Here is a 12,205-nt window from a genome sequence, read left to right as displayed (position 1 = left end):
CATCCACCCCTAATGCAGCCGCATGTTTGAGACACATATTGAGACGAATAAGAGCTCTACGAGCAACTCCAGCTTTTTGCCTCACGCTTTTGTTTATTGCGTTCTTTAATAGGGTCACGCCCCTCACGTAAAACCGAACGCCATTTTGTTGCAGTTTCACGGGCTTGTTTTAAAGAGACATCTCTCAAGGCACCCAAACCCATTTCACGGCGGCGTCCATGAATGGTATAACGATAAAGCCATTGAGCGCCTCCATCTTTACGCTTATGAAGTAACAAGCCGGCCCCATCATTATATTTGCCAGCTCCCAATGTTGCGACAGATCTTGCATTAAGACGGTTCATAAGAGCCATTTTTAGTCCTTTCTTATACAGTTTTTACCCACACACCAGCCCCGCTTGTGGTGTGCAAGCAAGTGATTTTGATTGATTCAAGATAAACAGCTTTGAAATGAGAGAATCTTACGATATTCGGGACTCTTATTCAACATACAAAACAGTGAATTATTATTATAAATCAATGCATTGTCTTCTTTCAAACCGGTACGGGTTTTTTCTTTTTGCAAGCTTTATTCGTGATCCTGACATTTATGAAAAATTTTCAGAAGTTGTTCTTATTTAAATAACGCGCGAAAAGAATGAGTTAATTTGTGCAAAAGATCTTGTTCCCTCTTTGCAACAAGATCCACTCATTGTGGGGCATATGCACAACAGTTGAAATTTTATCCTATGACGACTCGTGAACCCTCTGAGCATATGGGGCGTATTACGACTGTTATGGAAAGTGGAGATTTTTTTGAAACAACAGGCCTTCCTAAAATTCATCCTGATGAAGATCGGGTGATGATTTGTGGTTCCATGGCTATGTTAAAAGATTGCGCAAGGATGCGTGAAAGCTTTGGTCTTGTTGAAGGGGCCAATAATGCTCCTGCTACTTATGTTGTAGAGCGCGCTTTTTTCGATAGAGAGGAGAGTTGTGTTGCAGTATGCGCTAATGCAGTAATCGAATCCCAATCACTTATTGCGATGAGCGGTTGGGGTGCTATCCAAGAACCACCAACGCAGAAGACATTGGGCAGTTGGAGCCATTGTGTTGCACTTTTTTGTGTAATACCGCCTGTTGGGCAAAACCGGATATCAGAGAAGGGAGATGCTAAAGCTTCGATGAAGGAAATACCTCCAGCAGCTTCAGCAGGGAAAAATTTAAGATATGAATAGCCTTTGTTTAATGCTTGCATGAGTTCACTTGGGGTCATTGCAGCGGGAAGAAGGGGAATTTCACTATTTTTTGCACAATTGATTAATGCATTGGATAATCCGGGGCTTACAATAAACTTTGCGCCTGCTTGTTCGGCTTGCTCGTAGTGTATCGTGTTGAGAACTGTTCCTGCTCCAACGATTGCTTCAGGGACTTCTTGGGTAATTTTCTGAATTGCTTTGAGGGCATTTGGTGTTCGCAAGGTAATCTCAATTGTTTTTAATCCGCCTTTGACAAGAGCGCGTGCTAAGGGTACAGCACTTTGTAGATTGTCAATGAGCAAAACAGGTATAACAGTTTGTCCTTGGAGATATAATAAAAGCTTTTCTCTTTTTTGGCACATGATATTTTTTCTTCTTGGAGATGATATTATTTGTATCGTTTGATTAAGCACAATATGTTAAAGAGTACATGAATAAATCTTGAAATTGAATGAAACGCGCGTTATGGCAAAACACATGGAAAAGAATTTTAAAGTTGCTGCACTTTATTGCTTTGCAGATTTGAAACATTATCGTCAATTACAAAAACCTTTGCAGGATTTATGTCAAGCAAAGGATATCAAAGGAACCCTCCTTTTAGCACAAGAGGGAATTAATGGAACTGTTGCTGGTTCTTGTGCTGCGATTGAGGCATTGGTGGATTTTATTGTGGCGGAGCCAGCGTTTCAAACGCCGGAGATTAAATATTCATGGGCATCAAAGATGCCTTTTCATCGTATGAAAGTGCGGTTGAAAAAAGAGATTGTGACAATGGGGGTTGAAGGTGTTGATCCGCTAAAAGTTGTTGGTACTTACGTCGATCCTGAAGATTGGAATGCTCTTATTCAAGATGAAGAGACAATTTTAATCGATACACGGAATGACTATGAATATGCGATTGGGAGTTTTCAAGGAGCGATTGATCCGCAGATTAAAACATTTCGCGAATTTCCTGAATGGGTGCGTAAACATGAGGCTGATTTAAAAAAGAAAAAGAAAATTGCCATGTTTTGTACAGGTGGTATTCGGTGTGAAAAATCAACAGCTTATGTTCGTGATCTTGGTTATGAGCAAGTCTACCATTTAAAAGGTGGCATTTTAAAATATTTAGAAAAAATTCCAAAAGAAAAAAGTTTATGGTGGGGTGAGTGCTTTGTTTTTGATGAGCGTGTTTCTGTTCAACATGGTCTTGAAGAATGTGGACGCGAATTATGTCGCGCATGTCGTTCTCCTCTCAATGCTGAAAGCAAACTATCGCCTCATTATGAAGAAGGTGTTTCCTGTGATGCTTGTTATAACACACGCAGTGAAGCTGATAGAGAACGCTTTCGTGAGCGCCATAGGCAATTTCAATTGTTGAAGTTGCGTGCAAGTGATTCTCATCAAGGGACATAAGGATATCGTAGTGTAGAGTTTTAAGTTGTAGCGTTTTTCTCTTAAATTTAAGAGAGAAGAGTTTTTTATATTGGTAGAAAAATATTTCATAAGACCGGATATTATTCGGTCTTTTTGTTTATATTAAATTATTTGACTTATAAATAATCATTATAGATTGTTCACTCTCCTTGACTTTATAGGATTGAGTTTTCAAATACTTTTCATTTTAAAATAGAAAAGCTGTTCACCAACAGCGCAGAGGAGGGAGATTGTAGTTTAAGAGAAAAGCGTATGAATAAGATGTGATTAATAAGAGGAGATGAAAAAGCAGATGCTAGGTGGAAAAATAAAATGATAATAGGAGTTTATGATTTCAGAATTTAATATAATACATTAATTTATAATGATAATTTATTTTCATTTGAATAAAAGAGTTCAATATTTTGAACTTTGTTGCTTTCAGATTAGATGAGAACGAATCGCGTAAAATTCATTCACTTGTACGTCGCAAATGGGAGCAACGTGTGGACAAAAATCATTTTAGATAAGGTGTTATGAAACATTTCAATGTAGGAGTTTCTGCAATATTGGGAGTTGGCAGATAGAATGGGAGCGTTTGTTTTTAATTTCATAAGTATAAAGAGGGTGATATGTAGTTGATCTATATCATACAAGCTATATTATACGGGGATTTCTTCATGATATTTTGCTTAAGCGATGCTGTGAAATGAATGTGGAAGTAGGAATGTTTTTTAGGATGTAAATGAGAAAGATAATGGTGTTTTGTTGGGGGAAGGACACGTTGTCTTTAAAGACTATAGTGCTTTAGTCGTTACTATCCTCAATCTTCAATGTTGGTCATCTTTGCATTTGAGAGGATATATAAAAGGTACTCTTTTTTTCAATTGTTTTTTATTTGTGATGCGCAAAAGAATGATTTTAATTGATTCATTGTAAGAGGGTTGAAATAAGAGGATTTTATAATGGGATTTTTGTTTAAGGGTACAATAATAAATTATCATTATAAATTAATGTCTTGAGTAATTTATTTTGCGTTATTTTCTGCTGCGGATATTAGGAGATAGAATAGGGTAAAGAAACGAGGGGCTTTAAACGCAAGATAGTGCTTGATGTTGCACGGATGGTGTAAGGGGGGATCCCATGAAAGCAGATGGATGGTTTTGTCTGGGGAGAGTGTTGTTTTTTCGCATCATTTTATCTTTTAAAATTAAAAAATGTTTAAAATTAAAAAAATGATTGAAATGAGAAAGGATTCGTTTTATAGGATGCCTTGCCCAAAGTCGCACGTGCCTGTGGGTGTCCGCTGGTTCTCAAATGGTGAGATTAACCGGTACGGTACCTGGAACTAACCGCTCCAGTCATTCTTACAGCCAATTGCAAGAATGAGGACATCTTGAAGCAACGACGGTGCGGGCCTTTCTGGTGTCTTCCAGTTTTTAAATACTGGGATAACTATAGAGGCACACCTCATTGCCTTCAGTGCGGAAGTGGTTTTCTCAACTCCAATCAAAAAGGCAGATAAAATAGAATAACGCGGCTTCGCGCTGTTCTTTCGCTGCATGCAATGCTAATTTCTGATTTTTTGTAATCAGAATGGGGATAGTTGTTGTGTGTTTTTTGTCCTTTAGCTTTTGGCAGCTTTGGCTGTCCAAGCATAGAGTGGGGGAGCTTTCCCTCAAGGAGAATTGCAGATGGCAACGCAACGTATTCGCGATTTTCTTGCAACACATCGTTCTGAAGGTCCATGCTTAATTGTTGACCTTGATGTTGTTCGTGACAACTATTTAAATTTTGAAAAAGCTCTGCCGCAGTCTCGTATTTTTTACGCAATAAAGGCAAATCCAGCTCCTGAAATCTTGCGTTTGCTGAGTTCTTTAGGATCTTCTTTTGATGCGGCTTCTGTTGCAGAAATTGAAATGGCTTTAAAAGCAGGAGCAACGTCAGAGCGTATTTCTTTTGGGAATACGATTAAAAAAGAGCGTGATATTGCACGAGCATATGCATTGGGTGTTTCACTTTATGCAGTTGATTGTGTTGAAGAAGTGGAAAAAATTGCGCGTGTTGCTCCAGGAGTGCGTGTTTTTTGCCGTGTTCTTACCGATGGAAAAGGTGCAGAGTGGCCATTGTCACGCAAATTCGGTTGTGTCCCTGCTATGGCGGTTGATGTGCTAAGACGGGCACACCAATTAGGTTTGCAAGCTTATGGTGTTTCTTTTCATGTTGGGTCTCAGCAGGTTGATCTGAGTGCGTGGGATCGTGCTTTATCGGATGCTTCTACAGTTTTTAAGCGTTTGGAACAAGAAGGCATTTCACTGAAATTGGTGAATATGGGAGGCGGTTTTCCAACCCGTTATTTGAAAGATGTCCCTACAGAACAAGCTTATGGTACAGCAGTTTTTGATTCATTGAAAAAGCATTTTGGTAATCGTATCCCTGAGACGATTATTGAGCCAGGACGTGCGATGGTTGGCAATGCTGGTGTTATTCGTACAGAAGTTGTTCTAATATCTAAAAAAGCTGATAATGATAATGTACGATGGGTTTATCTTGATATTGGAAAATTTAATGGTCTTGCTGAGACTATGGATGAAGCCATTCGTTATCCTATTGAGACACCTCATGATGATAAGGTGATGGAGCCTTGTATTTTGGCTGGACCAACATGCGATTCGGCAGATGTTCTCTATGAAAAAACACCTTATCCGCTTCCTCTATCTCTAACAATAGGAGATGAAATATTGATTCATGGAACGGGTGCTTATACAACAACTTACGCATCGGTTGCTTTTAATGGTTTTGAGCCTTTACGATCATATGTGATCTGAGGTTTCCTTTTAACTATAGTTTTTTTAGACTTTTTGCTATGCTCGTCATGGCGCTATAAGAGGGCGGTCATTGAGATGAACATGATGAATTTCCAAACAAAAGATGGGGCATATTTTACACTTTTATTGGAGCAAGAAACCGATAAGCCTTATCGAGAAATTTTGCTTGATTCAACGATGGGGTATGGACGTAAACGTAAATCATCAGAGACTTTACGGCGTGGTCGGCTAGCTGCTCAAGGGCTTTCTTTTGTGGTTAAAAATGCTCTGGGAGAGCTTGTGGGAAGTGTACGTCTTTGGCATGTTTCTTTTTTTAAAGAAAAAAATGAAACACAACATGCTTTACTCTTGGGACCTTTGGCTGTTGCCGCTGAATGTGCTGGTATGGGAATAGGATCAATTTTAGTCCGCCATGCAATTGAAACAGCAAAAAAATTGGGATATGGCGCTATTTTATTGGTAGGGGATTTTGAATTTTATCAACGTTTTGGCTTTTCAAATCGCTTAACAGAAAATTTGGCAATGCCTGGTCCTTACGAAAAACATCGGTTTCAAGCGTTGGAACTGATACCAAACTATCTTGCTGGGTGTTATGGCACTTTGGCTCCTAGTGGAGCACGAGCCGTTACAAGTCGTTTTCAGCATCATAAAGTGGCTTGAAGACTGTATTTATTGCGTTTGCAACAGTGCTGGCATTGAGGTGGGCATACTGTTTTGATTAGTATCAAAATGTTGATGCGGTACAAATTTTGGGGGTCGTTGCATTGCAATTGTGTTATAAAGCCTTTTCTTTATGTGACGGGTTTCTTATTTTTAATAATTTCAGTTAAGTGACTAGGAATATATTAAAAGCGCATTTTTTTGAAATAGCGTCATATTTTACACGATTAAAGGAAACAGATTTTTGAGTGGTTTTGTATTCTTTTAAAGCCGGCATCATCATACAATTTTTCAGTTCTCAATATCGTTGGTCAATCTTGCATTGAAACGATTCGGTATTTTACTCTTTTTAAAACCGTTTTTATCTCTCTGCTTTTTGTGCGCAAAGGAATGGTTTTGATTGATTCATCATGAACAGGTTTTGAATAGGAAACTCTCACAATATTCAGATTGCTCATTATAATAGATAACATCATAAATTATGATTATAAATCAATGTCATGACTACGAGAGCTTTTCGTTTATACCACTGAATTTTTCACATCAGAAATGATTATTTGCCTATCGGGAAGAGAATCTTAGAAGCCTTTCTAAAGTATTTGGAGGTGGATTCAATAGCGACGAATGTGCGTTTTTGAGAGGTTAAACAAGTGTCTAGACGTTTACTATTGAAGATGTGAGGGAATTTCTGTCATTAACAGTTGTGGAGCCACCATGGTAAGATTAGGGCATAGAAGGGGATCATTCATTGATCAATTTTATTCAAAAAGAGAGATATTTTAAGAAATTTTATACAATTTTAGTGCCTATCGAAAGAGAAGAGGCTTTAAGAAAGAAAAATACGCGGCAGTAGAATCAAAACTGTAAGTATTAGCTTCTTTAAAAGGGCGTAAAAAATAAAATTACATGTTTAAAAGCTGCTTTTTTGAAAAAACTCTCCATTACTTTTTTGCTATCAAGACAACTTGTTTTGCAATTGGCATGAGAGTGTCGAGTAGAGGATGATTTTCTCATTTCAATTTTTTGCATTCAGAAACAACAAAACGTTATCCTGTACATTGTAAGGAAAATGGATACATGAGAAAAAATCACAAGAATCTCTTTTATAAATGACCTCAAAAAGGAGGTTTCCCATGGGGGAGAAAGGAAAAGGGAAGGGTGATGTGAATATTCTCGTAAGGCGTCTACAAGAATGAAGCATAAAGAATCGTACAGGATCGTTTTTGTGAGGGGAGTAGCGTAAAGCGGGATTGACGGATAGAGGAGAGATTTAATGATAAGCACACATATTCTTTTAATGTTTTTTGCCCTATAGTGATAAATCAAAAATCTTATAGAAACAGCTGCTTTATCTTTATAGTGTGGAGCATGTTAGGTAAGCTCTTTGTTTATTATCACCTAAAACAATTTTTATATGCGAGAAGTTATTTTAAAAGTGCGTAAAGAGCTCGCATTGAAAAGAATTTTTATCAGAAGAATCATTTAGAATCACATGTTAATTTATATTGTCTCTTGAGAAGAGATAAAATGAAAAAATCGAGGAAAGTGATAAAGATCAAAAATATTCTTCAATTTTAATGAATCTTAGTGTCTTGGTGGTGAATCCATGAGGGATGGTATTTTTTTGAGAAACATGGTCATAAATGTCAAAACACCAAAGATAATGGTTATGATAAAGAAAATATCACTAAAAGCCATAATCATTGCTTGTATGCGTACTATATTAAACAATTGAGAAAGAGCAAGAGTGTAGGAATCAAAGGTTTCTGTTTTGAATAATAAAATAAGCTTTGAAAGCATTTCAGTTGCTTGTCTGTTTGCGTGGTTAAGTGTTTCGGCTATTCGTTCATAATGGAAGTCCGTGCGTTTTGTCATGAGAGTGCTGATAATGGCAAGCCCTACAGCACCACCTAGATTCCGTGTGAGATTAAAGAGTCCAGAAGCATTTTGCATTCGTTCTGGTGGAAGTGTTCCCAAGGCAATATTATTGATAGGAACCATACATAACATTACAGAAGCACCACGGAAAACTTGCGGCCAAAAAAGCTGCCAAAAATCCCACTTATCTGTGATAGCGCTAGCCATCCAAGTGCCTATTGCAAAACCAAAAAGTCCTATTGCCATCATTAAACGTGCATCCATTCGTGCTGAAAGGAATCCTGCAAGGGGAGCAGTTAATAACATGACGAATCCTGAAAGAAACAATGTTTCTCCAATCATCAGGGCATCATAATGGCGGATTTGGCTTAAATAGACAGGATAAAGGTACGTGAGTCCATAAAGACCTATTCCCAAAGAAAAGGAAAAAATGGATGCAGCTGAAAAATTAAAATTAGAAAAAGTAGAGAGATCTACAATGGGTTCTTTTGCTGTAAAAGCGCGCCAGAAGAATAAGGTTGCAGCAAGAATCATGATAATAAATAAATTCCGAACCAGCTCATCATTCAGCCAATCATGACGTGCGCCTTCTTCTAGTACATACTCTAAAGTTCCTAGAAAAACAGCCATAGAAATGAGCCCCAACCAGTCAAATTTAGCCATGAGAGATGGATCTGCTTTATCAAAATCAATCAATTTCCAAGCGAGAATTGAAATAATAATCCCAAAAGGCACATTAATGAGAAAAAGCCAGTGCCATGATAAGATATGACAGAGATAACCTCCGACCGTTGGACCAATAGTGGGGGCTAATGTTGCGACTAGTCCAACAATAGGGGTAACAATTGGGCGTTTGGAAGGAGGAAAAAGAACATAAGAGGCGACGAAAACGCTTGGGATAATTCCTCCACCAATAAAACCTTGCAATGCACGGTAGATAATCATCTCTCCAATAGATGTTGCTGTTGCACAAAGAATAGAAGTAATCGTAAACCCGATCGCTGATATGGTGAAGAAAACACGTGTTGAAAGCAATCGTCCTAAGAATCCTGAAAGGGGCAACATGATGACTTCAGCGATGAGATAGGAGGTTTGAACCCATGAAATTTCTTCAGAGCTCGCAGAAAGACCAGCTTGAACTTCGGCTAAAGAGGAGGCAACTATTTGTATATCCAAAATGGCCATGAACATGCCAAAGGCCATAACTATGAAAATCACAATGCTACGGATTTCTATGCGCTCTTGAGACTGTATGGGCTTTGGTATTGAAGATGTCATAATAATGAGGTCATTTGCTTGTTATTATTTGCTTGTTATTATAAGAGACTTTTATCTTGTGGTTTTGTACGTGTATCAACTTCTACTGAAACACTCATTCCTGCTCGGATATGTCCGGTCTTTAAGACTTCTTCTGGAATAGAAATACGTACGGGAATGCGTTGGACAATCTTTGTAAAGTTACCGGTAGCGTTTTGTGGAGGAAGAAGAGAAAAAACAGCACCTGTTGCCGGTGAAATAGAAAGCACTGTTCCTGTAAAGACCTCCTTTTTGAAGGCATCAACAGAAATATAAGCCTTTTGTCCCGCATGAATATCTTGCAACTGTGTTTCTTTATAGTTTGCTTCAATATAAAGTGCATGTATGGGGACTAACGCTGCAAGACGTTGGCCATTTACAACAAAATCTCCCGTTTTTGCTGTTAAATTTCCTATGATTCCATCAAATGGCGCGCGTATAATGGTTGAATCAAGATCACGTTGTGCTTTTTCACGCGAAAGTTCTAAACTTTTTGTTTGGCTTTCTGTTTCACTTCGTTGTGCTTCTAGCACTTGGATATTGGCGCGTGCTGCAGCGATTTGTGCATCCGCACGGTTAACATTTGCGATAGCTTGTTCATAAGCTGATTTGGCATCATCAACATCAGATTGAGGGGCATAACGATTGGCTTTCAGTTCTGTTACACGTTTTAAGGTGAGTTGTGCATTGGTTGCTATGGCTGAAGCGGCTGCTTTTTGCGCTTTTGCATCATCTAAAGCACTATGAGCGGCTGTGATTTGTGCATCAATGCGTAGAAGTGTTTTTTTCTGTGTGTCAAGATGCGCTTCTGTTTGATCCAAGGCTATTTGATAATCACCATTGTCTAGGTAAAATAAAACATCGTCTTTTTTTACAACTTGGTTGGCTTTAATGGCAATTTTTTCAATATATCCATTTAATTTAGTCGCAATAGCGGCTATATCTCCTTGCACATAGGCATCTTCAGTGGACAGCATATAACGCCATTGCGTTATCCATTTATAGCTAAACCAAAGTACAAAAAGCGCAAAGACGATAAGAAGAGCTTTGATTACTTTTTTTTGTTTCGTTTTATCGAGATTTTTTGTTGAAAAAATTGTCTCAGATATGGACATGATTTATACTTCCAATATTTATGTTCCAACGAGTATAATAAGCCTATCACTACAGGGTAGGGTGATATATATGCAAGAGCGATAAGAGCTTTTCAAACAATAAGGCGACCTCTGGTACATAATGCTAAATATATAAACTTGCAAGTTAGAGATCTTATTTTCAAGTTAGAGATCTTATTTTATTGCGCATTTTTTACAAAGACCTCGTACTTCGAGGGTGCTTTTGTGTGCTTGAAAGTCAACAGCTTGAACCATCTTCTTTAAACTTGATACAATCGTTTGATTTTGTATTTCGTTGACTGTGCCACAGTTTTCGCAAATTATAAAGGTTGTAAGTTCATGTTGACAGTTTTCAGGGTGTAAACAGACCATAAAGGCATTTACACTTTCAAGACGATGGATACACTTTAACTGTACGAGTTTTTCTAACGCACGATAAACTTGGAGAGGTGCGCGAAAACCTTCTTCGCGTAAGTGATTGAGAATCGCATAAGCACTTAAAGGCCCTTTTGCATTTTTTAAAGTGTTTAAAACCAATGTTTGGTTACGCGTCAGTTTAGATGACATTGACATCTTCCTTTTGCTCTTAAGGGAAAGCATAAAGCGTGTAGGCCGTTTATGCAATGGTGATTATAGAATAGACCCTTTAACATGATACGCGTCGTGATATGTAAGAAGAGTTGTAACTGTTGTGAGAGAAGGGAGATTTTGGGATCTGGAAGCCGCCGTGAACATACAATATACTGATTAATTCATTGTTTTGTATGTTGAGTGAGAGTCCCGAATATCGTAAGATTCTCTCATTTCAAACCTGCTTATCCTGAATCAACCAAAACCATTCGCTTGCACGTCACAAGCGGGGCTTGTGTGTGGGTAAAAATTGTATAAGAAAGAACTAAAAATGGCTCTTATGAATCGTCTTAAGTGCCAAGGGCTATCGCAATACCCACGAGCTGGCAAAGTGTGTGATGGTGCCGGCTTGCTTCTTCATAAGCGTAAAGATGGTGGTGCTCAATGGATTTACCATTATACCCTTCACGGACGCCGTCGTGAAATAGGATTGGGTACTCTTTGAGAGATGTCTTTTTAAAACAAGCCCGTGAATTGGCAACTGGGTGGCGCTCTGTATTACGTGAGGGTCGCGATCCTATTAAAGAACGCAATAAACAAAAGCGTGAAGCAATAAGCAATCTCCATTATTTACAATCTCCATTATTTAAAAGACAAAGACATTGCTTTAGAGATTTTTGAAAATCGTAAAGCAGAATTAAAAGGTGATGGTAAAAATGGAAATTGGTTTTCTCCCTTGCGGCTTTACATTCTCCCTAAATTAGGCTGTCTGCTCGTTTCAGAGATTACACAAACAGAGATACGCAACACGCTTGTTCCTATCTTGCATACAAAAGTTGGAACAGCAGAGAAAGCACTGAACCGTCTTAATCTTTGTCTCAAACATGCTGCTGCACTAGGTTTAGATGTTGATTTACAAGCAACAACAAAAGCACGCGCGCTCTTAGGAAAACAACGTCATAAAACCATTAATAGACTGGCAATGGATTGGAAAGATGTCACTGCCTTTTATCAAGCGCTTTGTAAAACACAAAACATAACATATCTGGCTTTGCGTTTGTTTATCTTTACAGGTGTTCGTAATAATTCAGCAAGAAACTTTAGTTTTCGAGATTTATTTTTAGATGTTAGTTTTTTTCTGTTATGAGTTGAAATAGCCGTTGTTGTTTACAATATTTTATTTTGAAAAAAATAAAAAATGATATTGACTCTTTGCTTGAAAGAG

The 12,205-nt window shown here is 38.1% G+C and carries 7 protein-coding genes and 3 pseudogenes; 5 read left to right on the top strand and 5 right to left on the bottom strand.

Features of this window, described 5'->3' with window-relative positions; translation table 11 throughout:
• Positions 1 to 71: 71 nt before the first annotated feature.
• Positions 72 to 353: pseudogene (locus ACFINC_RS08765) on the bottom strand (Arm DNA-binding domain-containing protein); the annotation flags it as partial.
• A gap of 175 nt (positions 354 to 528) precedes the next feature.
• On the opposite strand from ACFINC_RS08765, the pseudogene ACFINC_RS08760 reads away from it, so the two are divergent.
• Positions 529 to 956, top strand: a pseudogene (locus ACFINC_RS08760) (ferredoxin--NADP reductase); the annotation flags it as partial.
• Here ACFINC_RS08760 and eda read toward each other — a convergent pair.
• Entirely contained in the window at positions 935 to 1,600 is a 666-nt protein-coding gene (gene eda, locus ACFINC_RS08755) for a bifunctional 4-hydroxy-2-oxoglutarate aldolase/2-dehydro-3-deoxy-phosphogluconate aldolase (RefSeq protein WP_375616958.1), read from the bottom strand. The pseudogene ACFINC_RS08760 and the gene eda sit on opposite strands and share 22 nt — an antisense overlap.
• Before the next feature lie 115 nt (positions 1,601 to 1,715).
• Here eda and ACFINC_RS08750 point away from each other — a divergent pair, with 115 nt between their 5' ends.
• From ACFINC_RS08750 to ACFINC_RS08740, 3 genes are all read left to right on the top strand, one after another.
• Complete coding sequence (locus tag ACFINC_RS08750; RefSeq protein ID WP_375616959.1) at positions 1,716 to 2,633, top strand: rhodanese-related sulfurtransferase; 918 nt, start codon at positions 1,716 to 1,718, stop codon at positions 2,631 to 2,633.
• 1,694 nt (positions 2,634 to 4,327) lie between these two features.
• On the top strand, positions 4,328 to 5,461 hold the full coding sequence (locus ACFINC_RS08745) for a type III PLP-dependent enzyme (protein WP_375616957.1): 1,134 nt from the start codon (positions 4,328 to 4,330) through the stop codon (positions 5,459 to 5,461).
• 75 nt (positions 5,462 to 5,536) lie between these two features.
• Entirely contained in the window at positions 5,537 to 6,121 is a 585-nt protein-coding gene (locus ACFINC_RS08740; RefSeq protein ID WP_375616956.1) for a GNAT family N-acetyltransferase, read from the top strand.
• Positions 6,122 to 7,705: 1,584 nt separating this feature from the next.
• Here ACFINC_RS08740 and ACFINC_RS08735 read toward each other — a convergent pair.
• From ACFINC_RS08735 to ACFINC_RS08725, 3 genes are all read right to left on the bottom strand, one after another.
• Positions 7,706 to 9,277: a DHA2 family efflux MFS transporter permease subunit gene (locus ACFINC_RS08735; RefSeq protein ID WP_375616955.1), complete on the bottom strand. Its 1,572-nt coding sequence runs from the start codon at positions 9,275 to 9,277 to the stop codon at positions 7,706 to 7,708.
• A 38-nt stretch (positions 9,278 to 9,315) separates the two neighbouring features.
• Positions 9,316 to 10,410, bottom strand: coding sequence for an HlyD family secretion protein (locus ACFINC_RS08730; protein WP_375616954.1), 1,095 nt, complete (start codon positions 10,408 to 10,410; stop codon positions 9,316 to 9,318).
• Between the two features lie 174 nt (positions 10,411 to 10,584).
• Positions 10,585 to 10,977, bottom strand: coding sequence for a Fur family transcriptional regulator (locus ACFINC_RS08725; RefSeq protein WP_375616953.1), 393 nt, complete (start codon positions 10,975 to 10,977; stop codon positions 10,585 to 10,587).
• Positions 10,978 to 11,311: 334 nt separating this feature from the next.
• Between ACFINC_RS08725 and ACFINC_RS08720 the strand changes: the two are divergent.
• Positions 11,312 to 12,079: pseudogene (locus tag ACFINC_RS08720) on the top strand (tyrosine-type recombinase/integrase); the annotation flags it as partial.
• Positions 12,080 to 12,205: the final 126 nt, after the last annotated feature.

This window comes from Bartonella sp. AP58NXGY, from assembly GCF_042195785.1.
Classification (GTDB): Bacteria; Pseudomonadota; Alphaproteobacteria; order Rhizobiales; family Rhizobiaceae; genus Bartonella.
Note: the sequence above shows the minus strand (reverse complement) of the source record. Positions and strands in the feature narration are given on the sequence as shown.